At 63.7% G+C, this 23,105-nt stretch carries 22 protein-coding genes, 1 tRNA gene and 1 riboswitch; of the genes, 15 read left to right on the forward strand and 8 right to left on the reverse strand.

Annotated features, from left to right (window positions below):
• Positions 1 to 46: 46 nt before the first annotated feature.
• Entirely contained in the window at positions 47 to 760 is a 714-nt protein-coding gene (locus ACED67_RS08100; protein WP_395541061.1) for a hypothetical protein, read from the forward strand.
• 138 nt (positions 761 to 898) lie between these two features.
• On the opposite strand, the gene ACED67_RS08105 is transcribed toward ACED67_RS08100, so the two are convergent.
• The 3 genes from ACED67_RS08105 to ACED67_RS08115 are packed head-to-tail and all read right to left on the reverse strand — an operon-like array spanning position 899 to position 5,603.
• A complete protein-coding gene (locus ACED67_RS08105) occupies positions 899 to 3,337 on the reverse strand; it encodes an AAA family ATPase (protein WP_395541062.1) in 2,439 nt (812 codons plus the stop codon).
• Positions 3,334 to 3,921, reverse strand: coding sequence for a hypothetical protein (locus ACED67_RS08110; protein WP_395541063.1), 588 nt, complete (start codon positions 3,919 to 3,921; stop codon positions 3,334 to 3,336). The genes ACED67_RS08105 and ACED67_RS08110 overlap by 4 nt, the downstream gene beginning before the upstream one ends.
• Positions 3,918 to 5,603, reverse strand: coding sequence for an SIR2 family protein (locus ACED67_RS08115; RefSeq protein ID WP_395541064.1), 1,686 nt, complete (start codon positions 5,601 to 5,603; stop codon positions 3,918 to 3,920). Before ACED67_RS08115 ends, ACED67_RS08110 begins: the two co-directional genes overlap by 4 nt.
• A 346-nt stretch (positions 5,604 to 5,949) precedes the next feature.
• On the opposite strand from ACED67_RS08115, the gene ACED67_RS08120 reads away from it, so the two are divergent.
• Positions 5,950 to 6,023: transfer RNA gene (locus ACED67_RS08120), tRNA-Gly, on the forward strand.
• 270 nt (positions 6,024 to 6,293) lie between these two features.
• On the opposite strand, the gene ACED67_RS08125 is transcribed toward ACED67_RS08120, so the two are convergent.
• Both ACED67_RS08125 and fabB read right to left on the reverse strand, forming a co-directional pair.
• Positions 6,294 to 7,082: an enoyl-ACP reductase FabI gene (locus ACED67_RS08125; protein WP_395541065.1), complete on the reverse strand. Its 789-nt coding sequence runs from the start codon at positions 7,080 to 7,082 to the stop codon at positions 6,294 to 6,296.
• A 25-nt stretch (positions 7,083 to 7,107) separates the two neighbouring features.
• Complete coding sequence (gene fabB, locus ACED67_RS08130) at positions 7,108 to 8,337, reverse strand: beta-ketoacyl-ACP synthase I (RefSeq protein WP_395541066.1); 1,230 nt, start codon at positions 8,335 to 8,337, stop codon at positions 7,108 to 7,110.
• A gap of 270 nt (positions 8,338 to 8,607) precedes the next feature.
• Here fabB and gdhA point away from each other — a divergent pair, with 270 nt between their 5' ends.
• Positions 8,608 to 9,963, forward strand: coding sequence for an NADP-specific glutamate dehydrogenase (gene gdhA / locus ACED67_RS08135; RefSeq protein ID WP_395541067.1), 1,356 nt, complete (start codon positions 8,608 to 8,610; stop codon positions 9,961 to 9,963).
• Positions 9,964 to 10,032: 69 nt separating this feature from the next.
• Here the strand turns inward: gdhA and fabA are convergent, their stop codons facing one another.
• A complete protein-coding gene (fabA, locus tag ACED67_RS08140) occupies positions 10,033 to 10,542 on the reverse strand; it encodes a bifunctional 3-hydroxydecanoyl-ACP dehydratase/trans-2-decenoyl-ACP isomerase (RefSeq protein WP_395541068.1) in 510 nt (169 codons plus the stop codon).
• A 170-nt stretch (positions 10,543 to 10,712) separates the two neighbouring features.
• Here fabA and irrA point away from each other — a divergent pair, with 170 nt between their 5' ends.
• Positions 10,713 to 11,144, forward strand: a complete 432-nt coding sequence (gene irrA, locus ACED67_RS08145) for an iron response transcriptional regulator IrrA (RefSeq protein ID WP_395541069.1) — start codon at positions 10,713 to 10,715, stop codon at positions 11,142 to 11,144.
• A gap of 94 nt (positions 11,145 to 11,238) precedes the next feature.
• Here irrA and ACED67_RS08150 read toward each other — a convergent pair whose 3' ends face one another.
• A complete protein-coding gene (locus tag ACED67_RS08150) occupies positions 11,239 to 12,108 on the reverse strand; it encodes a glycosyltransferase family protein (protein ID WP_395541070.1) in 870 nt (289 codons plus the stop codon).
• Between the two features lie 134 nt (positions 12,109 to 12,242).
• Between ACED67_RS08150 and miaB the strand changes: the two genes are divergently transcribed.
• The 11 genes from miaB to ACED67_RS08205 all read left to right on the forward strand — a co-directional run bounded on the left by miaB (position 12,243) and on the right by ACED67_RS08205 (position 21,748).
• Positions 12,243 to 13,553 carry a tRNA (N6-isopentenyl adenosine(37)-C2)-methylthiotransferase MiaB gene (gene miaB / locus ACED67_RS08155; protein WP_395541071.1) on the forward strand — a complete coding sequence of 437 codons (1,311 nt, stop codon included), beginning with the start codon at positions 12,243 to 12,245 and terminating at the stop codon, positions 13,551 to 13,553.
• A 225-nt stretch (positions 13,554 to 13,778) separates the two neighbouring features.
• On the forward strand, positions 13,779 to 14,327 hold the full coding sequence (locus tag ACED67_RS08160; protein ID WP_395541072.1) for an OmpA family protein: 549 nt from the start codon (positions 13,779 to 13,781) through the stop codon (positions 14,325 to 14,327).
• A gap of 5 nt (positions 14,328 to 14,332) precedes the next feature.
• Positions 14,333 to 14,761, forward strand: coding sequence for a hypothetical protein (locus ACED67_RS08165; RefSeq protein ID WP_395541073.1), 429 nt, complete (start codon positions 14,333 to 14,335; stop codon positions 14,759 to 14,761).
• A gap of 236 nt (positions 14,762 to 14,997) precedes the next feature.
• Entirely contained in the window at positions 14,998 to 16,005 is a 1,008-nt protein-coding gene (locus ACED67_RS08170; RefSeq protein WP_395541074.1) for a PhoH family protein, read from the forward strand.
• A gap of 76 nt (positions 16,006 to 16,081) precedes the next feature.
• The gene (gene ybeY / locus ACED67_RS08175) at positions 16,082 to 16,585 is read left to right on the forward strand and encodes an rRNA maturation RNase YbeY (protein WP_395541075.1); all 504 of its coding nucleotides are present in this window, start codon (positions 16,082 to 16,084) and stop codon (positions 16,583 to 16,585) included.
• A gap of 40 nt (positions 16,586 to 16,625) precedes the next feature.
• The gene (locus ACED67_RS08180) at positions 16,626 to 17,537 is read left to right on the forward strand and encodes a transporter associated domain-containing protein (RefSeq protein WP_395541076.1); all 912 of its coding nucleotides are present in this window, start codon (positions 16,626 to 16,628) and stop codon (positions 17,535 to 17,537) included.
• Between the two features lie 2 nt (positions 17,538 to 17,539).
• Positions 17,540 to 19,024, forward strand: coding sequence for an apolipoprotein N-acyltransferase (gene lnt, locus ACED67_RS08185; protein ID WP_395541077.1), 1,485 nt, complete (start codon positions 17,540 to 17,542; stop codon positions 19,022 to 19,024).
• Between the two features lie 39 nt (positions 19,025 to 19,063).
• Positions 19,064 to 19,110, forward strand: a riboswitch (SAM-SAH riboswitch).
• Positions 19,111 to 19,117: 7 nt separating this feature from the next.
• A complete protein-coding gene (gene metK, locus ACED67_RS08190) occupies positions 19,118 to 20,284 on the forward strand; it encodes a methionine adenosyltransferase (protein WP_395541078.1) in 1,167 nt (388 codons plus the stop codon).
• Positions 20,285 to 20,303: 19 nt separating this feature from the next.
• A complete protein-coding gene (locus ACED67_RS08195; protein ID WP_395541079.1) occupies positions 20,304 to 20,750 on the forward strand; it encodes a DMT family transporter in 447 nt (148 codons plus the stop codon).
• Positions 20,751 to 20,828: 78 nt separating this feature from the next.
• On the forward strand, positions 20,829 to 21,293 hold the full coding sequence (gene queF, locus ACED67_RS08200; protein WP_395541080.1) for a preQ(1) synthase: 465 nt from the start codon (positions 20,829 to 20,831) through the stop codon (positions 21,291 to 21,293).
• Positions 21,293 to 21,748, forward strand: a complete 456-nt coding sequence (locus ACED67_RS08205) for a VOC family protein (protein ID WP_395541081.1) — start codon at positions 21,293 to 21,295, stop codon at positions 21,746 to 21,748. The genes queF and ACED67_RS08205 overlap by 1 nt, the downstream gene beginning before the upstream one ends.
• A gap of 102 nt (positions 21,749 to 21,850) precedes the next feature.
• Here ACED67_RS08205 and ACED67_RS08210 read toward each other — a convergent pair whose 3' ends face one another.
• Positions 21,851 to 23,023, reverse strand: coding sequence for an MFS transporter (locus tag ACED67_RS08210; RefSeq protein WP_395541082.1), 1,173 nt, complete (start codon positions 23,021 to 23,023; stop codon positions 21,851 to 21,853).
• Positions 23,024 to 23,105: the final 82 nt, after the last annotated feature.

Consider the following 23,105-nt stretch of genomic DNA (forward strand, 5'->3'; position numbering starts at 1 on the left):
GATCATCGATGTGCCGCGCCGCTGCAATCGCGAGCTGGAGAACGACATGCTCAATCTAACCGATTCAGAAAAGGTTGGCCTTGCGTCCATAGATCTGTGTGAACTTCACGCCCAGATAGATAGGGCCATCCGGTGCGAGCGGGTGGGCACCTGGGATAAGATCGATTTCCATGCATGCGGTCCCTACGTCATGCAGCATCTCAGAACATTCGAATCCAGGATGACGGACTACCGAAATTCGAAGTCTGTCGAAAAACGCAAGCGAACGCTGTATGCAGTTGAAAAGGCTGGTCGCGACCTGTCCTTTGCGGTCTCGCAGATGAAGGACAGGATGGAGCGCGAAACCAAGGAAGGAGAGCACTTCTACGTCGATGATATCCACTTCCCGCCAGGAACGCTTACAGAGAATCTGATGGTTCGGGTTGCTTTCAAGTGGAGACGTTCCATCGACGAGGATTGGTCCTACGGCGGGATAACGGTTCGACATCGATACACCAAGCTGCGCGTCTACGACGGGATCCCGCGGCCGCAGAGAAAACCAAGTGCTTGGAAGATCGATGAGGATCGGCAGAGTGATCTTTTCGCCGTTTGGCAACATTTGTATCATTTGACGCAGTTCGCCCTACAAGAATTTTTCCGCAATGGCGGCGATGGCGCAAGCATTCCCAACGAGTTCCAAGCCATCTCGGGCTACGACGGCCAGTTGAACAATCATAGCGCGGACTTTTGGCGAATGGCCCAAGGCAATGGAGCAATTTGAGGGTGGCATAAACCGGCATGACTTAGGTGTCCGATTTGACTTGCACTCCGGCCTCAGCACCTCCTCTGTACCTGATGCGGCGTTAACTTGGGAGCGGAGCCAATTGGCGCGCGCTTGCCATTTGTGCGGCTTTCGAACTCAGGCAGCTACAGCCTTATCGTCCTCAAAGACATAGAAGTGCGGATCCGCCACGGCATCGCCGACGAAGTTCCGGCTAATTTCGACAGCTATCAAGGTATCGCCAGCGAACGCCGGGCTTAGTTCGAGCGTGAGGTACTCGAACAAGGCACGCTCGTGCACTGCAATCACCACCTGTTTTCCAAGTCCCTTGGAGAAGGTCCGTAACAATGCCGCGAATTGCGTGATGTGAACGTCATCCATCGACTGCACGGGATCGTCGAGCACCAACCATGGCAACTGCGAAGGCACCGACAAATTCAACGCGAGGAACAGTGTCAGGGCCGCGGTGTTCAGGTTGCCTTGGCTGAGCATGGCTCCCGGAGGACCGGAGGCTTGACCCGACCGATGAAAGGTCTCGAGTACCGCCTCCACCTTGCCATCCCCCCGATCGGGAAGGCGGAACTGTGGAACAAACTGCTCGTTCGGAGCAAGCCGCACGAACAGGTCGCGCCAAACCGTGTTGAGCGACCCGCTGAAGACGTCACGGACGATCCCGGAACGGACCTGGATTGCTGCGGTCGCGATGGTCTTCGCCCGCTCCCGGACCTGGCCAATCGACGAAAAGGCCCCCTTCATCGTCGCAAGGCGCTCTTCGAGTTCGGTAGTTCGAGCCACGCGGTCCGAGAGCAACTGGGCCTCGCGGGCATATTGCTCGAGTTCGGTCTCGACAGCGACGCGCGACGAAAGAGCCGCTTGGACGGCTCTGAGACGGCCCGAAAGCGCTCCAGTAGCCGCCTCGAGAGCCTCGCGTAGGCCCGAAAAGCTCGTCGTCGGCTGGCCCGTCGCCCGTTCCACGGCGGCATTGATCTCTGGAAGCAAGGACGCCGACTGCAGCCTTGCCCGTCTCGTGGCCGCAAGGCTCCGGCGAGCACTGTCGAGGCGGACAAAGAGGCTCTGCCCGTGAGCGGCGTCCCCCTGTAGCGGTTCAAGCCTTGACCTGATCGACGCAATCATGGACTGGCGTTGACGGAGATCGACGAGCGCGTCGGGCTGCAGCACCAGCCGCTCGGCAGTCGCCTCGTCCCGCCGGGCCGTCGTCAATCGCTCGCTCTCCGACGCACGCTCTGTCGAGAACGCCTGCAGCCGCCCTGCCTCCGACGTGAGGTTCGCTATCGTGGCCGCAATGTGCGCGGTCAGGGAGCCACTGTCGATCTCCGCGTATTCGCGGTTGCAGACCGGGCACAAATCCCCTTCGACATGCGGCGCTATACCTGCAAGGGCAGCGGCCAAGGTTCGCGCATCCTTGGCACCCGTTTCGAGCGCCTGGTTGATCTCACTAATGCGGGTCGTCGTCCTCTGGATTGTCGTTCTAGCCGCCGTCAGCTGCTGGTTCGCGGTGCCGTGCTGGTCCAGCAATCGCTGGCAGCGATCAACCTCGTCGATGCACCAGTTCAGTGCATCCCGGACCTGATCCGCGACGCGGGCGCCATCGAGTGGCGACAGCTCCGAATGGAACTCTCTGAGGGCGTCCAGCCCCTGAGTGATCTGCGCTCCCTGACCGTTCAGCCACGTCTCGTACCGCGATCCAATTGCGGCAGCATCGCGCTCCAGCGCCGCGATCTCGGCGTCGGGACTTTCTGCCGAGGTCTGTTCCAGACGGCTCAGCAACGAGCTCACCTCCGAGCTCTGCTGGGTGACACTGGCGAGTTCTGCTTGGTCCCTGTCCCGGTATTCGGCCCGGGCACGCAGCGCGGCTACATCGAAACCAGCACCGACCGGCACTGCGGTAGGGTCCAACACGGCTAGCAAGTCGTTGAGACGGGAGATGCGCTGAGTCGTCGCCTGCCGAGCGGACTCGACGCTCGACCGTTCGCGCTCGAGTTGCTTGTCGAGTAGATCGCGAGCCTCTTCGAGCTGCTTGTAGACCGGGGCAAGCTTGCGGATCCGGGTAACGTTGAACGCATGGTCGAGGCCGTCTACCAAGGCGTCGAGCGCGTCGAGCCGCAGCAATTCCTTCACGAACTCCGTCAGCCGCGAGTTCGTGGTCTTCTTTTGATCGTAGATGTCCAGCAGGCGACCCAGTACGGCCTGTGGCAAGTAGCAGCGCTCTGAAAAGAAGCTGGCATCGCTGGCATTGAGCGCCGGTGCCGCGTCGAATGAACCCGGACCGAACGAGACCTTGCCCGCCCCGGTCGAGCGACCATCCATCCCTTCGACGGCAAGCTGGATCGAACCACCCGCCGTATTGATATGGGTGAGAAATTCGTGGTACTTCGACTGGTCTTCGAGGTGAGCGATGGAGCCGGTAAGGCCAAGCTCGATGGCCGACATCAAGCTGGTCTTGCCCATGCCGTTGGTGCCGTGAACCAGCACCACTTGCGCATCGAGCGGAATGACCACCGATCCGTGTATGGAACGAAAATTGTGGATCGAGAGCGACTTTAGGCGCGGGTTCATGACTGCTCCGCTCCGTCCTCGAGCACCTTGTCGGCAAGCGTCGAAATCTCTAGGGCAAGCGCCGCCTCCACGGCCTCCTTGCCCCTTTCGGCCAGCTGCACGAACCAGCCGACAACCGGTTCGTCATCGGTGCCTTCCAGCTGCTTTTCTAGGCTGGCCTTCCAGTCGGCCAAGTGCTCGACCGGCGGCGGGCCCTTCAGCGGCAGAAGCACCGCCAGCCAATCCCGTACCATTTTTTCCGCCATCGGCCCGGTCGGGGCGCCGACCGGCAGTACTCGGCAGACGCGATTGATCGAGTTCACCAGATCATTATCCGCCTGACCCGAAGTCAGAACGGCGGTTACCGATCGCTTCGAGCCCAGCACATCGAGTGCACGGGTAAAGGCGAGGACCGACCGCGTGACCTGTGCGTCTTCAGACGCGCCGGTGAGCTCGATCACGATGACAAGGTCGTTGGCCCGTTCGCCGGCTACCAGCACATGGGGGAAACTGAAAGTCTGCGAACCGATCCTAATCGGCTTGCCGAGCGGCCGATAGCCACCCTCCTTGGTCAGGATTTCAAAGACTGTTTCCGCTGTCGTCATAGACCGACCTCAAAGTTGAACCTGCTCTGGATCTCATCAAACGATGCAGGGCCCTCGAGCAGGTCGCTGACGCTAACATAGCGCGGCAGTGCCTTGCCTGTCCGCCAGGACTTGGATGGGCTTCGCTGCTGCCGGGGCGTGACCTTGCGCGAACAGATGACTACCACGTCGCCGTCTGCCTCGTCGAAAGCCCCAGACGCGACGAGCTGGTTAATGTTGTCGTCATTGGCGGCGAGAAACACGCGGGCCGCGGCCGCCGGAGCGATCAGCCGTAGCGCCCCACTCGTCGGCTGCTCCGGGTCGTCGACCGCAATCGACCAACGGTTGGCGACAAGCCCTTGGCCGATTAGCCCCAGTGCGGCAGCGGCTTCCGGCTTGCCAGAGAACCCTACCCCCGGGTCTTGCTGCATCAGATGCGCCGGCTGCGCACTCAGCGGCATGTAGGGGCGGCGGCCGGGGCCACCCGGCCCCCCAAGAAACTGCTCGGAGACCCTGCCCATCAACGCAGCGATGGCTCGGACGTAATCATACCGGTTAGCGCTCCCGGCGTTCGCCGCGACACGCTCGAGTGCTCTCAGCCCCTCGATGAGGCTCTGCTTGCCCGCAACACCTAAGACTGGCGACGTCACCAGGCAAACGAGGGCGGCAAGCTTGCCAAACACTGTGCTTAATAGGAGCGCCAGTAGCAGTGATTTTCCAAAAGCGGGCAAGGTAGCACCCGCCTGGATCGTGTCGCGATTGGCCTCATAGTCGCCTTGGTATGCACCCTCAAGGATAGATTTTTGTCCGTCCGACAGCTCCTGAGCCGAGAAAATGATCGGAGCGGGATCGGAACTCCAAGGCAATTTGTTTGCGCTGAATAGCTGTTGGATGTTTGTATCCTGTCCGGACAGGCCAATCATCAGGGTTCTTGAACGAGCAATGAGTGCCCTGAGCTGTTCCCGCATCTGCGTGAAGCGTGGGTTCTGCCCCCAATGCGTGATAGCCGCTTCCCTAGCTACGAGCAGTGGTCGGTACTCGTTTTCATTCACAATCGCCCGGTTCGCGCATCCGTGAAATTTATACAGTGTCCCGATGCCTGGCGGTCCCTGGAGGTCGCCCCCGGTAACTGCAACACGAAATGTTTCGTTTTGTCGACCGAGATCCTGCATAGCCGCTTCCAGAAGGCCATCCCAATTGGCTGTTGCGAGGTCCGACACCACACCCTCGAGAACCAGCATCGCGATTGCTAGGTGCTCGGCATCAGCTTTCTGCGCAGCGAAAGTGGTTGGAAAGTCAAGGACGTCCCAGAGAAGGTAATCGAGGCGCTGGCCATTGACCTCGATGCCCAACACTTTTGAGTACTTATTCCAGAGCCGGTTAATGAGTTCGTTATGGACCGGCCAGGAAGCAACAGGCTGACCGAGGTCGATCTGCGCCTTTTGAACGGCAGACAGGTCGGCAAGATCAAGGATCTTTTCAAGGGCGCGATGGTGATCGCAATCGACTCCGGTGATGCGCAGCCGCAGGTTCTCGAGCAGCTTGGCAAGCACTCCGTCAAGGCCCACCACGCGCTCACGCGAGATGCCCGATCCCAACCAGAGGGCGTAAAGACCGGTCTGGAAGCCTTTGGAAAAGCCGCTCAGCGGACCGTCGAGCAGGTCGAGCGTCTCCGCGATGGTGATTGTTGTCGCTGTCGGCAAACTGCACCCCCTAAAAATGCGTTAGCGTTATGGAGTTGCAATTTCTACAAGTATCTTTTCGATGATCAGAAATCGCCGAATTCAATCGATACTTTGCCGCGAACCAACGATCTGCTGCCTCAGGGAGCAGGGCGGAAGATTCGCTGCAACACACATGAACGACCGCTCAGCTGGCTTTCCGCGATGACTATGCTGCACCGCCGTCCGTCGGCTTTCCGCCCCATTGCGTCCGTTAGAGATGTGCGCCAAACGACAGCAATACATCGTTCGGAGCCGCTAGCCCCGACTCCATTCCAACAGGCATCTTGACGCCGGTCGGTTGTCAGCTTAGCTACGCGGAACCTACGCGGGCGTTGTGTAATGGTAAGACCCCTGCCTTCCAAGCAGGAGACGCGGGTTCGATTCCCGCCGCCCGCTCCAAGAATCGTCTCCCGACAAATCGCCGACAAAAAATCGAACGCGTTGTGTACAAGTATTTGTTGTTAAACGATAATATGGCGATATAGCGCAAGCCTTCCAAGCAGGAGACGCGGGTTCGATTCCCGCCGCCCGCTCCAGTTTCCCATGCCTGCCTTCCCAGCCCCACCGCGCAGCATCAGACCCGCGGCGCAGAGCGTGGTACATCGCTGCGAGAAACGGATCCGGTCTGTTCTGAGGGGCGCGGGGCGGGCGGCGCTGCCGCTCGCGGCGTCACAGGTTGTCAGGCTGCGGAAAGCCCAGGACGTGATAGCCGCCATCGACATGGACGATCTCGCCCGTCGTCGCGGCGCCATAATCCGAACAGAGCCAGACCGCCGTGCCGCCGATCGCCTCGAGCGTCGCATTGGCGCGCAGGGGGGTGTTTTCTTCGGTATGGCGGAAGGTCGCCCGCGCGCCGCCGATGGCCGAACCGGCCAAGGTTTTCATCGGGCCGGGCGAGATCGCATTGACGCGGATCTTCTGCGGGCCAAGGTCATTGGCCAGATAGCGCGTCGCCGATTCCAGCGCCGCCTTGGCCACGCCCATCACATTGTAATTCGGCGCAACCTTGTTCGAGCCCTGGAAGGTCAGGGTGACCAGGCTGCCGCCATTCGGCATCAGCGCCTCGGCGCGCCGCGCCACATCGATGAAGGAAAAGCACGAGATGTTCAGAGAATTGAGAAAATTGCCGCGCGTCGTGTTGACGAAGCGGCCGGTCAATTCGGTCTTGTCGGAATAGGCGATGGCATGGACCAGGAAGTCCAGGCTGCCCCAGGTTTCCGCCAATTGGGCGAAACAGGCATCCAGCGAGGCCTCGTTCGTCACATCGACATCAACCATCACCTCCGACCCGACCGACGCGGCCAGCGGCGCCAGCCGCTTGCCGAAGGCCTCGCCCTGATAGGAGAAGGCCAGTTCGGCCCCTTCGGCGGCCAAGGCGCTGGCGATGCCCCAGGCAATCGAACGGTCATTCGCGACGCCCATGACGAGCCCGCGCTTCCCCTTCATCAAATCGGCCATTCTGGCATCCTATGCTTTGTTCGGATCAGGCAAGATATTTCGACATCACCAAGGTCGCATTGGTGCCGCCGAAGCCGAAGGAATTCGAAAGAACCGAGTCGATCGCCACATTCTCGCGCAAGCTGGTGACGATTTCGGCCGGGTCCAGCGCCGGGTCCAGCGTTTCGACATTGGCCGAAGCGGCGATGAAGTTGCCGTTCATCATCAGGATCGAATAGATCGCCTCCCAGACGCCCGCGCCGCCCAGGCAATGCCCGGTCAGCGATTTGGTCGAGGCGATGGGCGGGGTTTTGCCCTGGCCGAAGACACGGCGGATCGCCTCGACCTCGGTCACGTCGCCGACCGCGGTGGAGGTGCCATGGCTGTTGATATAGTCGATCCTGCGGCCTTGCGGCAGGGTGCCAAGGGCAAGGCGCATCGCGCGTTCGCCACCTTCGCCCGACGGGGCGACCATGTCATAGCCGTCCGAGGTGGCGCCATAGCCGGTGACCTCGGCATAGATCTTCGCGCCGCGCGCCAGGGCATGCTCCAGCTCTTCCAGCACCACGACCCCGCCGCCGCCCGCGATGACAAAGCCGTCGCGATTGGCGTCATAGGTGCGCGAGGCGCGTTCGGGCGTATCGTTGTACTTGGACGACATTGCGCCCATCGCATCGAACAGGCAGGACAGCGTCCAGTCCAGCTCCTCGCCGCCACCGGCGAAGACCACGTCCTGCTTGCCCATCTGGATCAGCTCGGTGCCGTTGCCGATGCAATGGGCGCTGGTCGAGCAGGCCGAGGTGATCGAATAGTTCACGCCCTTGATCTTGAAGGGCGTCGCCAGGCAGGCCGAAGTGGTGGAGGACATGCCCTTGGTTACGCCGAAGGGCCCGATCCGCTTGGGGCTGCCGGTTTCGCGCACGATGTTATGGGCCTTGAAGAAGGATTTGGTCGAAGGCCCGCCCGAACCGACGATGATCCCGGCGCGGTCGTTCGAGACCTCGGCCTCGGTCAGACCGGAATCCTTGATCGCGTCGCGCATGGCGATGAACGTATAGGCCGCGCCATCGCCCATGAAGCGCAGGTCACGCTTGTCGATCAGATCTTCCAGCACGATGTTCGGTGCCCCGTGCACCCGGCAGCGGAACCCATGCTCGGCATAATCCGGGGCGAAGACGATGCCGGATTTCCCGGCGCGGAGACTGGCTTCCACCTCGGCTGCATTGTTGCCGATGGACGAGACAATCCCGATCCCGGTGATGACGACGCGGCGCATGGGGCCTCCCTTCGTGGCGTGAGGACTGTTTAGGGCAGAGGGGGGGGAGGGGGCAAGGCGCTTGGCGGTCGCAGGGCGCATGGGTCGCCTTCGGAAATGGCGGATTGGTGGGGCGCCTGTCTGGCCGCTACGGGCGGGCATTTCGGCGGCTCTCATCGTTTTTCTGCATAAATAATGGGAAATAAGCATTCAATCTGCCCAAAAACTAATCTACGGCGAAAAAGCCGGGCTGGGCCCGGAGCCAGATCATCTGTTTTCGAAAGTGCCCCGATGAATGCGATTGACGAAAAGCTTCAGCCGATCCTGGCCGAAGTGACCCGGCGCAATGCAGGCGAACCGGAATTCCACCAGGCCGTGCACGAAGTCCTGGAAAGCCTTGGCCGCGTGGTGGCGAAACATCCGCAATACCTGGACCTTGCCCTGATCGAGCGGATCTGCGAGCCGGAGCGGCAGATCATCTTCCGTATCCCCTGGGTTGATGACAAGGGCCGGGTCCAGATCAATCGCGGTTTCCGGGTACAGTTCAACTCTGCGCTTGGTCCCTACAAAGGCGGTATGCGCTTCCATCCCTCGGTGAATGTGGGGATCATCAAGTTCCTTGGCTTCGAGCAGACGTTCAAGAACGCGCTGACCGGAATGCCGATCGGCGGCGGCAAGGGCGGGTCGGATTTTGATCCCAAGGGCAAATCCGATGGCGAGATCATGCGCTTCTGCCAGTCGCTGATGACCGAACTTCATCGCCATCTGGGCGAGCAGACCGACGTTCCGGCAGGCGATATCGGCGTCGGCGGGCGCGAGATCGGCTATATGTTCGGCCAGTACAAGCGGCTGAACAACAAGTATGAGGCAGGGGTCTTCACCGGCAAGGCGCTGGCCTATGGCGGATCGCGCGCGCGGACCGAGGCGACCGGATACGGCAATACCTATTTCGTCCAGGCCATGCTGGCCACGAAGGGCACCTCGTTCGACGGCAAGACCGTGGTGGTATCAGGGTCCGGCAATGTGGCGACCTACACGATCGAGAAGGTGCAAAGCTTCGGCGGCAAGGTCGTCGCCTGTTCGGATTCCAGCGGCTATGTGCTGGACGAGGCTGGGATCGACCTTGCCTTGCTGAAGGAAATCAAGGACGTGCGGCGCGAGCGGATTTCGGAATATGCCCGTCGCCGCGGCGCTGGCGTGCATTTCATTCCTGCCGACAGGGGCTCGGTCTGGGATGTCGCCTGCGATGTCGCGATGCCGTCGGCCACGCAGAACGAGCTGTCGGGCAAGGATGCGCGCGCGCTGGTCAAGAACGGTGTGATCGCGGTGGGCGAGGGGGCGAACATGCCCTGCACGCCCGAAGCCGTCCGTATCTTCCAGGAGGCCGGCGTACTCTTCGCTCCGGGCAAGGCCGCGAATGCGGGCGGCGTCGCGACCTCGGCGCTGGAGATGCAACAGAATGCCAGCCGCGACAGCTGGACTTTCGATCAGACCGAGGCGCGCCTTGCCACGATCATGCGCGGCATCCACGACACCTGCGCGGCCACCGCCGAAGAGTATGGCGCGCCCGGCGATTACGTGCTGGGGGCCAATATCGCCGGCTTCGTCCGCGTGGCCGAGGCGATGCGGATGCTGGGCGTGATCTGAGCCGATCGTCAGACAGAAAAGCGGGGCCTTCGGGCCCCGCTTTGCACTTCGCCTGTCGAGATGCGGCGTTTACGCCTCGGACAGCGCGACCTTCATGTCCTTGACCAGATAGATCGTTTCGCCATCGGCTTCGACCCGGCCATCGGCCACGCCCATGGTCAGGCGGCGGGTCTGCACAGCCTTGGTGAAATCGACGTAATAGGTCAGCTTCTTGCGGTCGGGCCGCACCATGCCGGTCAGCTTGACCTCGCCCACGCCCAGCGCATAGCCGCGCCCCTGCCAGCCGCGCCAGCCCAGGTTGAACCCGGTAAGCTGCCACAGGCCATCAAGCCCAAGGCAGCCCGGCATGATCGGGTTGCCGGGGAAATGGCAGGAAAAGAACCACAGGTCGGGGGTGATGTCGAATTCGGCGACCACATGCCCTTTGCCATGTTCGCCGCCATCTTCCGATATGTCGGTGATGCGGTCCATCATCAGCATGGGCGGTTCGGGAAGCTGGGCATTGCCGGGGCCGAAAAGCTCTCCCCTGGCACAGGCCAGAAGCGCCTCGCGGTCGAATGTCTTAGGGTATTGCCCCATCTGCCCCGGTTCCTCCCTGTTCGCAGAAATTGTTGCCTTCCCTGTAACAGAGGCATGGATTGCAGGGCAAGGGCAGGGGGAGAATCGGGGCAATTGGCGCCTGCGGCTTGAAAGCACGGGCCAGCGCGCCTTATACTGCGTTTAGGATGCAGGAAAAGGCGCGGGCAGGAATGCGCGGATCGGATCTGTCGGCAGAAGACCGGGCGGCGACCTGGCTGGATCGCGGGGGCTTGCGCCCGACGCGGCAGCGGCTTGCGCTTGCGGCGATGCTCGTGGGCGATGGCGAGAACCGCCATGTCACCGCCGAGGGCCTGTATGAGATGGTGGGACGGGCGGGCGAGAAGGTCAGCCTGGCGACGGTCTATAACACCCTGCGCGCCTTTTGCGGCGCGGGGCTGATGAACGAAGTCGTGGTCGACGGTTCGAAAAGCTATTTCGACACCCGCATGGACGACCATCCGCATTTCTACTGGGAAGACACGGCCACCCTGACCGATGCGCCCAAGGAAGAACTGAAGATCGCGGGCCTGCCCGAAGCCCCCCCGGGCACCGAGATCGCCCGCGTCGAGGTGGTCATCCGCCTGCGCCGTCAGCCGCGCTGATCACAGGGGCGCGCGAAGCTGCGCGGCCTGTCATTTCTGTCTTGCGGCTATTCCTGCCCGTGGCATCTGCCGCCAGCCAGAGGCGCTTTGCCGGTCAGAACCACTGCCCCGGTTCCATCAGGCCCAGATCCATCAATTGCTGGCTGTGCCAGTCGAACGGGATCGAATTGTGCCAGCGGAAATTCTGGATGTCGAAGCGCGAGCCGGGGTTGCTGCGCAGGGCCTTGGCGGTGCGGAACGAGCAGACGGCGGCGGTCAGGTTGTTGTGCCAGGGGCAGGCGAAGGTGTTCAGCTCTTCCTCGCTGAAGGTGAAATCGGGCCGCAGCTTCAGCCCCTTCTTCGCCTTGAAGATTGCGACCCGGTCGATCTTGCGTTTGGTCCAGGGGACATGTTCCTCGAATCGCCAGCGCAACCCGCCAAAGAAATCAAGCTGCCGCTCGCGCGGTGCCCAGCCCTTGGCCTCGTCCTTCCGCGCGAGCGCATAATAGCCCGACCGGTCGAGATGGGCATCGTCCAGCGAGACCGCATTGCCGAAGCGGTCAAGGTCGCCGGCATAAAGGTCGATGACATAGGTCAGCATCGCCTCGCGGCGTTCCTCGGCATGAAAGGCCACCAGGTCGCGGAAGCTGCGCGTCTCGCAGAAGGGGAAGAACAGGTATTCGGCATTGTAGCAGTAATACATCCAGATGCCCGGCGCGGCCTCGGCGATGCGGGTCACGGCCTGCGTCAGGGCCGCTTCGGCATGGACATCATGCCAGGTGATATGGATCAGCTCGGCCAGGTCCGTCGGCAGGGCCAGACCCTCGGGCGCAAGCAGCAGCACGTCCCGAAAGCCGGCTTGAAGGTGGTGGCGCAGGGTGGAGGCGACCTCGACCTCGTCTTCGGCCATGATCACGGCAAGCGGTCCCTTGGTCAGCGCCGCCTTGCCCTTGGCGAGAAATGTCTCAAGGTCTGGGTGGATCATGCTGCCCTCTGCCCCGCGGCGATTGTTGCGCAGATTCGGTCAATCATCCGTGCAAGGCAAGGGGGCGGTTGTCGGCGCGCTGCCATTGCCCCACCGGGCGGGCGGGTGTAGAAGGCCCGCCTCAGGAGGCACGCATGGCTGACGTGAAGAAGCTCTACCTCAAGACCTATGGCTGTCAGATGAATGTCTATGACAGCGAGCGCATGGCCGAAGCCATGGGCGCCGAGGGCTATGTCACCACCGAGGTGCTGGAAGAGGCCGATATGGTGCTTTTGAACACCTGCCATATCCGCGAGAAGGCCTCCGAAAAGCTCTATTCCGACCTGGGCCGCCTCAAGCCGCTCAAGGCCGGCAAGCCCGATCTCAAGATCGGCGTCGCCGGCTGCGTGGCCCAGGCCGAGGGCGACGAGATCCTGCGCCGGATGCCGTTGGTCGATCTGGTCGTCGGGCCGCAGGCCTATCATCGCCTGCCCGAGATGGTGCGCAGACAGGGGCAAAGCGTCGATACCGAGTTTCCGGCCGAGGACAAGTTCGACCACCTGCCGCAGCGCAAGGGCAAACGCGGCCCGACCGCCTTCCTGACGGTGCAAGAGGGCTGCGACAAATTCTGCGCCTTTTGCGTGGTGCCCTATACACGCGGGGCCGAGGTCAGCCGCCCGGCGGCGCGGCTTCTGGCCGAGGCGCGCGATCTGGTAGAGCGTGGCGTGCGCGAGATCACGCTGCTGGGCCAGAACGTCAATGCCTGGCATGGCGAGGGGCCGGGGCCGCGCGGCCTGGGCGATCTGATCCGCGCGCTGGCGGCGATCCCGGGGCTTGACCGCATCCGCTATACCACCAGCCATCCCAATGACATGGCCGATGACCTGATCTCGGCGCATGGCGAGGTGCCGCAATTGATGCCCTATCTGCATCTTCCGGTGCAGTCGGGCAGCGACCGCATCCTCATGGCGATGAACCGCAAGCACACCGCGGCGCAGTATCTCGACCTTGTCGCCCGCATCCGCGCCGCGCGTCCCGACATCCTGCTGACCTCGGATTTCATCGTGGGCTTCCCCGGCGAGACCGATGCCGATTTCGAGGCGACGATGGCCCTGGTGCGCGCCGTCGGCTATGGCGCGGCCTTCAGCTTCAAATATTCCGCCCGGCCGGGCACGCCCGCCGCCGAGAAGGCCCCGGTGGACGAGGCTGTGGCAGATGCGCGGTTGCAGGCGCTTCAGGCGTTGATCACCGAACAGCAGCGCGCCGCGCAGGCGGCGATGGTCGGGCGTGAGATTTCCGTGCTCTATGAAAAGCCGGGCCGGATGCCGGGGCAGATGGTGGGCAAGTCCGAACATCTGATGGCGGTCTTCCTTGACGATGCGCAGGGCCGCGTGGGCGATCTGGTACGGGCCCGCGTATTGGCCGCGGCGCCGAATTCGCTTTCTGCGCGGCGCTTGCCCGGCTGAACCGCGCCAGGCCTGCAACCCCAGCGAGTTTCTGCGGCAGGGACAAGGCCGAATGTCCTGCCGAACCGTGTGGTTCGGAAAAACCATACGCTATATGAATGCCTTAGCTTGGCCGCCGCCCAGTCGAATCCGCTTTACTTCCCGGGTCGGCGACGGCAATCCTGCGATAGTAGTTATCAAAGTTTGGTGAAGGGGGCTCTCGCTGTGAGCGGATTTTCACGCGCTATGCGTATTCTTGCGGCAGGGGTCGTCCTCGCGACCGGATTGTTTGTCGCCCATGCCGCCCCGGCGCAAACCCAGCCCGAGGTCGTCGGCCAGATTGAATGGGGCGTCTGGGTCGACGATGACGGCTGCATGCATTGGTGGGCCGATGGCGGACATGAGGGCTATATGGTCCCCCGCCGCAACCCCAAGACCGGCAAGCCGGTCTGTCTGAAGAAGAATACCTGCCTGGTCGAGAACACCGACACGCTGTTTGCCACCGACAGCGCCAAGCTGACTGGCGCGGGACGCGAGCGCCTTCGCAAGTTCTTCAGCCAGTCGGGGGCTTTTGGCTATGCCATCTACGGCCACACCGACAGCCGCGCCTCGGATGAGTATAACATGAGCCTCTCGAAGCGCCGCGCCCATGCCGTGGCCGAGGTGGCCCGGTCGGTCGGAGCCTCGGTCGAGCGTGAACTGGGTTTTGGTGAACGCCAGCCGATCGCCTCGAACAGCACGGCGGCTGGCATGGCCAAGAACCGCCGCGTCGAAATCGTTTGTTACCAGTGGTGAACGCCATGAAAAGCATCGGGAACATCGGCTTCGGCCTGGTCGGGTCGCTTCTTCTTGCGGGGTGCGTAACCGAAAGTTTCGAAGGGGCAGAGCGGTACAAAGGTGCCGAGTCGGTCATCGCCACCGGCCAGGACCAGGGCAAGGACGAAGGCGTACTCGTCAATGGGCGCGCGGCCATCGCCTATGATCCCGATGGCTGCCAGAACTGGATCATGGATGACGGGCTCGAAGGCTATTCCACCCCGCGCTACGATCCGGCTTCGGGCCTTCCTGTCTGCAACGACAAATATCCGCCGGGCACCGTGCTGCGGGACTACCAGACCGGCGACGAAGGCGTTTCCGACCGGGTGTCGGGCCATGGCATCAAGACCGTCGTGGTCAAATCCTGCCCCTCGGGCACCCATTCCGTCGAGGGTATCTGCGTTCCGGGCTGATGCCGCCGGAACCCGGCCGTCTTATATGCGTTTCCTGCCCATGGGTTGCGCCGAAAGGGCCGCGGAGAAACCGTGGCCCTTTCGCGCTTTCTTAGGGGATTTTGCAGATTTGCCGCAAAATGTCACAATTCCTGCGCAGTCCCCCGCAAGATATGGTGTCAGGGATGAAATCGCTTGCCAGATTGAACCGGCGGTCGCACCATCCCATATAGGCCCTGCCACAGAAGGAGACCCTCTTGGGCATCAGCGCGCTGACCCCCCCGACCAAGCCCGAGGACATGATCGAAACCATCCTCGAATTTCCCGACAACCGGCTTCTGATCGAGCTGTGCGGCGAATTTGACCGCAACCTCGCCCAGATCGAGCATCAGGTCGGCGTCCATATCCTGCGGCGGGGCAACCGTCTGGCGGTGATCGGCGAAAAGGCGGGCAGGGATCAGGCAGCGGCGGTGTTGCGTTCGCTTTACGCGAAACTGGAAGGAGGCCGCAGCGTGGCGGCAGGCGATGTGGATGGCGCGTTGCGCATGGGGCGCCCGGTCAGCCCGGCAGCCGAGGGCGAACAGATCGAACTGTTCACCTCTGGCATGGAGTTGCGCACCCGCAAAAAGCCGATTGAACCGCGCACCGAGGCCCAGAAAGCCTATGTGGCGAACCTGTTCCAGAACGAGTTGGGCTTCGGCATCGGCCCCGCCGGCACCGGCAAGACCTATCTCGCCGTCGCCGTGGGCGTGACCATGTTCATCTCGGGCGCGGTCGAGAAGATCGTCCTCTCCCGCCCCGCCGTCGAGGCGGGCGAACGTCTGGGCTTCCTGCCCGGCGACATGAAGGAAAAGGTCGATCCCTATATGCAGCCGCTTTATGACGCGCTGAACGACTTCCTGCCGGCCAAGCAGGTTGAAAAGCTGATCCAGGAAAAGCGCATCGAGATCGCGCCTCTGGCCTTCATGCGCGGCCGCACCCTGTCGAACGCCTTTGTCGTGCTGGACGAGGCGCAGAATGCCACTTCGATGCAGATGAAGATGTTCCTCACCCGTCTGGGCGAGGGCAGCCGCATGGTCATCACCGGCGACCGCACGCAGGTCGACCTGCCGCGCGGCACCGCTTCGGGTCTGGCCGAGGCCGAGCGCATCCTCAAAAACGTCAAGGGCGTCAGCTTCAACTATTTCACCTCGAAGGACGTGGTCCGCCATCCGCTGGTCGGCCGCATCATCGAGGCCTATGAAGCCGACGAGGCGCAGGGCTGACACGCCCGGCATGCCGAGATCGACAGGGGCAGGGCTTGGCCTTGCCCCTTTCTCGTCCGACCTGTAGGGCCGCGCCATGCAGATGCTTGTCGATACCGTGATCGAGGAGGAGCGCTGGGAAGGCTTCGGCCTCGCGGCCCTGGCCGAAACCGCAGCGCGGGCCGCGCTTGCGCATCTGGGCCACCCTGCGACGTGCCTGGAAATCTCGCTTCTTGGCTGCGACGACGCGCGAATCGCGGTCTTGAACGGCGAATTCCGGGCCAAGCCCAAGCCCACCAATGTGCTGTCCTGGCCCGCCTGGGACCTTTCGCCGGAAATGCCGGGCGGTCAGCCCGAAGACCCCGAAACCGGCACCGCGGATGACCCCGAACCCCTGGGCGATATCGCCATCGCCTGGGAAACCTGCGCGCGCGAGGCGGAAGAGCAGGCCAAGCCGATGCGCGACCATGTCACGCATCTGATCGTTCATGGCTGTTTGCATCTTCTGGGCTATGACCATGAGACCGAGGCGGATGCCGCGCTCATGGAAGGCCACGAAGTGGCGATACTTGCCTCGCTGGGTCTTTCTGACCCATATTAGGGGGCCTCTGCGCGACAGGGGTGTTTTGGGCAAAGGACCAATGGGCAGTACGAGCGACAGTCCGGCCATGACGCAATCCGCGTCGGCCGATGCGGAAGACGAGTCTAGCGAACCCGCCGGACGCGGGTTCTTCGGGCGGCTACTCTCCGCCTTCACGCCGACCAATGATGAGCAAGCGGCCCCCGCGACGGCGCCGACTGCCGCTGCACCAAGTCTGGGTGCGCTGCGCCGCCTGCGGGTTGATGACGTGGCCATCCCTAAGACCGAAATCGTGGCCGTGCCCACCGACATCGGCAAAGACGATCTGGTCGAAGTCTTCCGCAAACATGGTTTCAGCCGCGTCCCGGTCTACAAGGGCACGCTGGATCACCCGCAGGGCCTGGTGTTGCTGAAAGATCTTGCCCTCACCCATGGCTTCGGCGCGTCGGGCCGGTTCAGCCTTAAGCGCCTTCTCCGCCCGATCCTTTACGCGCCCCCGTCGATGCCGACGGGCGTTCTGCTGCAAAAGATGCAGAAAGAGCGGGCGCATATGGCGCTGGTGATCGACGAATATGGCGGGGTCGACGGGCTTGTCACCATCGAGGACCTGATCGAGACCGTCATCGGCGAGATCGAGGACGAGCATGACGAAGACGAAGGCGCGCTGTGGAAAGAGGAAAAGCCCGGTGTGATCCTTGCCCAGTCGCGCGCGCCGCTGGAAGAGCTGGAACAGGCGCTTGGCCTGCGCCTGCGCACCGGCGAGGAAGATGAGGAAATCGATACGCTGGGCGGGCTTGTCTTCCTGCGCACGGGCCGGGTGCCCGCGCGGGGCGAGGTGGTCAGCCATGAAAGCGGCGCGGAAATCGAGATCGTCGATGCCGATGCCCGGCGGATCAAGCGGCTGCGCGTGCGCCTGCCGGGTGTGCTTCCCGCCCCGGCCGAAGACCCTGACGCCGGCAGCACGGCCGGCTGACGATGCGGCGACCTGACTGGCGCGGCCTCGCCCGCGATTTCGCGCTGGGGGCGGTGCTTGCGCTGGGGCAGGCGCCGCTTGGCCTCTGGCCGGTCGCGCTGGTGGCGCTGGCGCTTGGCCTTGCCCGCATCTCATCCGCCCCCACGCCCCTGCGGGCCGCAGGGCGCGCGCTGGTCTTCGGTGGCGGGCATTTCTGTCTGGCGCTGTCCTGGATCGTGCAGCCCTTTCTGGTCGATGCTGCGGCGACCGGCTGGATGGCCCCCTTTGCCCTGCCGATGCTGGGCTTTGGTCTGGCGCTGTTCTGGGCCGCCGCTGCCTGGGTGACGGCCCGGCTGCGGGGCGGGGCGCTGGGCCTTGCCATCACGCTGCCGCTGGCGGAACTGGCGCGCGGCCATGCGCTGACCGGCTTTCCCTGGGCCTTGCCTGGCCATATCTGGCTGGACACACCGCTGATCCAGATGGGCGCGTTGGTCGGGGGCTATGGCTTGACCGCGCTGACGGTTCTGGCGGCGGCCCTTCCCGTCGCGCTTGGCCGTCGGGGGCTTGTGCTGGCGTCGCTTCTGGCGCTGGCCGCGTGTGGCTGGTCCTGGCACCGCCTGTCGCTGCCTGAACCTGCAGCCCCCGGTGGCACGTTCCGCATGGTCCAGCCTGCCATCGACCAGGCGCTGAAATGGGACCCGGACCGCGCCCGCGACAATTTTGGCACCTTGATCCGCCTCAGCCTGTCCGGACCGCCGCCCGATCTGGTGATCTGGCCCGAAACCGCCGTGCCCTACACGGTGGAACCCGGCAACAGCGCCGCGGTGGCGATCGCCGACACGATCGGCGCGCCCGTGGCCGCCGGGGCGCAGCGGGTTGAAGGGCCGCTGGCCTGGAACAGCCTTGTCCTCTTCGGCCCGGATGGCAGGTTCCAGGCGACCTATGACAAGACCCACCTCGTCCCCTTTGGCGAATATGTCCCTCTGGGCGAAGCCGCGCTGGACATTTTCGATGTGACAGAGTTTTCCGCCCGCGCCGGGGCGACCTATTCGGCGGGAACCCGGGTCCATCCCGTGGATTTCGGCCCGGGCCTTGGCCTTGCGCGGGTGCTGATCTGCTATGAGGCGATCTTCCCCGGCGAGGTCGCCAGCCCCGGACCGCGCCCGGGCTGGATGCTGCAGGTCACAAATGATGCCTGGTTCGGCACCCTGACAGGCCCTTACCAGCATTTCGCCATCACCCGCCTGCGCGCGGTTGAGCAGGGACTACCGCTGGTGCGCGTTGCCAATACCGGCATCTCGGCCGTGGTGGATGCACGGGGCCGCATCGCCCGCGATGCGGCTGGGGCCGCCCTTCTCTTGCCGCTGGGCGTTCGCGCCACGCTTGACGCAGCCTTGCCCGGCGCGCTTCCTGCGCCGCCCTACGCGAAGACGGGGGATGCGCCGCTCCTCTTCCTGTTGCTGGCCGGGCTCGGCCTTCTCGCCTGGCGGGCGCGCGCGCCGCGATAGGCCTTGCCTGTTCCGCCCCCGCCGCGTAAGCCCGTGGCGCAACCGTCACAACGGCTTCCTGGCGTGACGGGTTTATCAACGGAGCAAATACCCATGAGCCGGAACAACTATGTCTTCACCTCCGAATCCGTTTCGGAGGGGCATCCCGACAAGCTGTGCGACCGCGTGTCGGACGCTGTGCTGGACGCGTTTCTGACCGAAGAGGCCAATGCCCGCGTCGCCTGCGAGACCTTCGCCACCACCGGCCGCGTCGTTGTTGGCGGCGAAGTGGGGCTGAGCGACAAGAAGGCGCTCAAGCACATGATGGACAAGGTCGAAGACATCGTCCGCCATTGCGTCAAGGATATCGGCTACGAGCAGGACGAATTCCACTGGAAGACGCTGAAAGTGCAGAACTATCTGCACAAGCAATCGGCGCATATCGCGCAAGGCGTGGATAAGGACGGCGCAGGCGACCAGGGCATCATGTTCGGCTATGCCTGCCGCGAAACGCCCGAGCTCATGCCCGCCCCGATCCAATATGCGCACGCGATCCTGCGCCGTCTGGCCGAGGCCCGGAAGTCGGGCAAGGAAAAGACCCTCGGTCCCGACGCCAAGTCGCAGCTTTCCCTGCGCTATGAAGATGGCAAGCCGGTCGAAGTGACCTCGATCGTGCTCTCGCACCAGCATCTCGACGAAAGCCAGACCTCGGATGACATCCGCGCCATCGTCGAACCCTATATCCGCGAGATCCTGCCCTCGGGCTGGATCTCCGACAAGACCGAATGGTGGGTCAACCCGACCGGCAGATTCGTCATCGGCGGGCCGGATGGCGACGCGGGCCTCACGGGCCGAAAGATCATCGTCGACACCTATGGTGGTGCCGCTCCGCATGGCGGCGGCGCCTTCTCGGGCAAGGATCCCACCAAGGTCGACCGTTCCGCCGCCTATGCCGCGCGCTACCTTGCCAAGAACGTCGTCGCGGCGGGCTTGGCCGACCGCTGCACCCTCCAGGTCTCCTACGCCATTGGCGTGGCCAAGCCGCTGTCGATCTATGTCGACACTCATGGCACCGGCAAGGTCGATGCGGCGCAGATCGAACGCGCCGCGATGGAATGCATGGACCTGACCCCGCGCGGGATCCGCACCCATCTGAACCTCACCAAGCCGATCTATGCCCGCACCGCCGCCTATGGCCATTTCGGCCGCGCGCCGACCGAAGATGGCGGCTTCTCCTGGGAGAAGACCGATCTGGTCGAGGCGCTGAAGAAGGCGGTCTGATCCTCAGCCGGGGAAGGCCATGTCCACGACGTTGCGGGATGCCGCGATCATGCTCATGGCGGGGATCGGAATCCCGATCCTCGCCGTCCTCAACAGCCAGCTCGGCGCCCGGATCGGCGCGCCGGTCGCGGCGGCGGTGACGCTTTTCCTCGTCGCGCTGACGGTTGCTTGCGTCACGCTGCTCCTGTCCGGCCAGGCCTATGGCTTTGCCCGCATGGTGGGCCAACCCTGGTATCTTTTCCTCGGCGGGCTGTTCGTCGCCTTCTACGTTCTGTCCGTCACCTGGGTCGCCCCCCGCTTCGGTGTCGGCAATGCCGTGTTCTGCGTTCTGCTGGGCCAGATGTTCGCCGCCGCGCTGATCGACCATTTCGGCCTGTTCGGCGCGCAGATCCACCCGATCACCCTGTCCCGCGGCCTTGGCATCGCGGCGATGGTCGTCGGCCTCGCTCTGATCCAGCTCGGCTGACCGGGGGCTGCGCTGCCGCCTTGCCGCGGCGCGCCGCCGGGCCTAGCATAGCGGCGCAGGTACAGCCGAGGCCGCCCCATGACCGCAACCGATGTCTCTGGTCTGACCCAGCTTGGCGGCAAGACTGAACTGCCCGCCTCGCCCGAGGCGGCCGTGCTGGAAAAGGTCCCCGCCGGCCATGCGGGCAGCCTTTACCTTGTCCGCTTCACCGCGCCTGAATTCACCTCGCTCTGCCCGATGACCGGCCAGCCCGATTTCGCCCATATCGTCATCGACTACGCGCCCCGCGACTGGCTGGTAGAATCGAAATCCCTCAAGCTCTACCTTCACAGCTTCCGCAATCACGGCGCCTTCCACGAGGATTGCACGCTCGACATCGGCAAGCGTCTGACGGCGCTTCTTGACCCGGTCTGGCTGCGCATCGGCGCCTATTGGTATCCGCGTGGCGGCATCCCGATCGACGTCTTCTGGCAGACCGGCATGCCGCCCGAGGGGCTCTGGCTGCCCGATCAGGGCGTGCCGACCTATCGGGGGCGCGGCTGATGGGCAAGGGTCACGCCCCCGCGCCCTGGGCCAATGGGCTGTATGAGATCATGGTCACGGATTTCCCCCGCAGCTTCGCCTTCTGGACCGAAGTGTTGGGGTTCGAGCCGACCTTCCAGCGTCCCGAACAGAAGCTTGCGCATCTGACCCATCCGCATGGCGCCCCGCATGGCGCGCAGATGATGCTGTATGAACGCGATGGCGATTGGGAGGTGGCCCCGATGCAGGCCCCCTTCGGGCGCGGCGCGGTGTTGCAGGTCTTTGTCGACGATATGTCCAAGGTCGCCGCGCGCGTCACAGCGGCGGGCCTGCCCTTTTATGTCGAGCCGCGCGAGAAATGGCGCGACTGGGGCGATTGCCTGGGCGGCCAGCGCGAATTTCTGGTGCAGGATCCCGATGGGTATCTGGTCATGGTGGCCGAACGGCTTGGCACAAGGCCCTTGCCCGCAGCCTGACCCCGGCCGTTTTCACCCCGGCATGAACACTCTGCCGGCGGTCCGGCGGCGTGCAAGAACCCTCTTAGGTCTGGCCATGCGCCGCGCGGCAGGATTTGGCCATCACGCGCTGCCCATGCCCGTTAGCCGCCCGCGCAAAGCAAGGACCGACAGGCACAGAAGCAGTGCCCCCGTATTGGCCAGAAGCGCCGTCACCAGCCCTGCGGCCTCGACCAGAAGGCCCAGTCCCATGGTCCCCAGCGTCGCCAGACCCCAGATCGCGGTCTGATCTATGCCGATCAGCAGCGCCCGGTCCCGGGCCGGGGCCTCGCGCAGATAGGCGCCATAGACCAGCGCCTTGCCCAGCCCGTTCATCCCCAACACGCCAAGCGCAAGCAGATAGGCGGCAAAGCCCGGCATCAGGGGCAGGGCCGCGAACAACAGCGCCATCGCCGCCCAGACCGCCAGCGCCAGTGCGCCGGGGCGGCGGATGCGATGCGACAGCCGCGTGGCCGTAGCCGAGGCGGCAATCGCCCCGATCCAGCCCACGACACCCACAAGTCCGATCAGTCCTTCCTGCTGCGGATACCAGGTCCGCAGCATCAGCGGCTGAAAGACATAGAAAGCCGGGATCATGAATAGGCCCAGCACGGCGCTGGACAGAAGGATGTCGAAGCTGCGGGGATGCGCCCGGAAATGTGCCGCGAGCCGCCCCGGCGCGGCAGCCCCACTTGGTTGCGACACAGGGCGGGGCGCGCGCGGGTGGCGCAAGAGCAACAGCGCGCTCGCCGCCATCAGCAGGCCATTGGCGATGAACCCGCCCATGGCCGACAGCACGGGCAGGGCCAGCGTCGCCGCATTACCGCTCAGCTTCGCGACATTGTGCACGGTCGCGGCCAGAAGCGCGTTCTTCGTGGCAGGCGCCGGGGTCGCCTCGGGGATGAACGTGTCGATGGCCGGGTTGGCGATGGCGCTCAGAAAGCCCGAAAGCAGGCAATAGGCGGCGAAGAGCGGGCCGTTGAAACCAAAGGCCGGGTCGGTCAGCCCGTAAAGACCCAGCGACAGCGCGAAAAGCCCGGTCGAAGCCGCGAAACTTGTCCGCGCGCCGACCCGGTCGGTCACGCTGCCGCCAAGCGCGGTGAAGAGCAGGAAGGGGATCAGTTGCAGCGACTGGTAAAAGCCGATCTCGGCCGGTGACAGGCGGGCATGGAAGGCCATGTACCACATGAGGAGCACGGTCTGGAAACCCTCGCCGCAATGCCACAGGCCATAGGCGGGGAAAAAGGTATTGCGCATCTGGGGTCCTGGCTGACCGGGCGAGACTGCCGGGCAAAGCCTGTGCCGTCCAGCGCGATCTTGCATCCGTGGCAACCGCTCT

Origin of the sequence: Neotabrizicola paludis (assembly GCF_044142105.1) — a bacterium.
GTDB lineage: Bacteria > Pseudomonadota > Alphaproteobacteria > Rhodobacterales > Rhodobacteraceae > Pseudogemmobacter.

Bases quoted from the DNA above. Each gene is read 5' to 3' on its own strand.
- ACED67_RS08110 (WP_395541063.1), bottom strand. From the start codon at position 3,921: ATGACGACAGCGGAAACAGTCTTTGAAATCCTGACCAAGGAGGGTGGC.
- ACED67_RS08165 (WP_395541073.1), top strand. From the start codon at position 14,333: ATGAAAAGCATCGGGAACATCGGCTTCGGCCTGGTCGGGTCGCTTCTT.
- miaB (WP_395541071.1), top strand. From the start codon at position 12,243: ATGGCTGACGTGAAGAAGCTCTACCTCAAGACCTATGGCTGTCAGATG.
- ACED67_RS08205 (WP_395541081.1), top strand. From the start codon at position 21,293: ATGGGCAAGGGTCACGCCCCCGCGCCCTGGGCCAATGGGCTGTATGAG.
- ACED67_RS08210 (WP_395541082.1), bottom strand. From the start codon at position 23,023: ATGCGCAATACCTTTTTCCCCGCCTATGGCCTGTGGCATTGCGGCGAG.
- ACED67_RS08150 (WP_395541070.1), bottom strand. From the start codon at position 12,108: ATGATCCACCCAGACCTTGAGACATTTCTCGCCAAGGGCAAGGCGGCG.
- ybeY (WP_395541075.1), top strand. From the start codon at position 16,082: ATGCAGATGCTTGTCGATACCGTGATCGAGGAGGAGCGCTGGGAAGGC.
- fabA (WP_395541068.1), bottom strand. From the start codon at position 10,542: ATGGGGCAATACCCTAAGACATTCGACCGCGAGGCGCTTCTGGCCTGT.
- ACED67_RS08100 (WP_395541061.1), top strand. From the start codon at position 47: ATGCTCAATCTAACCGATTCAGAAAAGGTTGGCCTTGCGTCCATAGAT.
- ACED67_RS08125 (WP_395541065.1), bottom strand. From the start codon at position 7,082: ATGGCCGATTTGATGAAGGGGAAGCGCGGGCTCGTCATGGGCGTCGCG.
- metK (WP_395541078.1), top strand. From the start codon at position 19,118: ATGAGCCGGAACAACTATGTCTTCACCTCCGAATCCGTTTCGGAGGGG.
- irrA (WP_395541069.1), top strand. From the start codon at position 10,713: ATGCGCGGATCGGATCTGTCGGCAGAAGACCGGGCGGCGACCTGGCTG.
- ACED67_RS08160 (WP_395541072.1), top strand. From the start codon at position 13,779: ATGCGTATTCTTGCGGCAGGGGTCGTCCTCGCGACCGGATTGTTTGTC.
- lnt (WP_395541077.1), top strand. From the start codon at position 17,540: ATGCGGCGACCTGACTGGCGCGGCCTCGCCCGCGATTTCGCGCTGGGG.
- fabB (WP_395541066.1), bottom strand. From the start codon at position 8,337: ATGCGCCGCGTCGTCATCACCGGGATCGGGATTGTCTCGTCCATCGGC.
- ACED67_RS08195 (WP_395541079.1), top strand. From the start codon at position 20,304: ATGTCCACGACGTTGCGGGATGCCGCGATCATGCTCATGGCGGGGATC.
- gdhA (WP_395541067.1), top strand. From the start codon at position 8,608: ATGAATGCGATTGACGAAAAGCTTCAGCCGATCCTGGCCGAAGTGACC.
- ACED67_RS08180 (WP_395541076.1), top strand. From the start codon at position 16,626: ATGGGCAGTACGAGCGACAGTCCGGCCATGACGCAATCCGCGTCGGCC.
- ACED67_RS08105 (WP_395541062.1), bottom strand. From the start codon at position 3,337: ATGAACCCGCGCCTAAAGTCGCTCTCGATCCACAATTTTCGTTCCATA.
- queF (WP_395541080.1), top strand. From the start codon at position 20,829: ATGACCGCAACCGATGTCTCTGGTCTGACCCAGCTTGGCGGCAAGACT.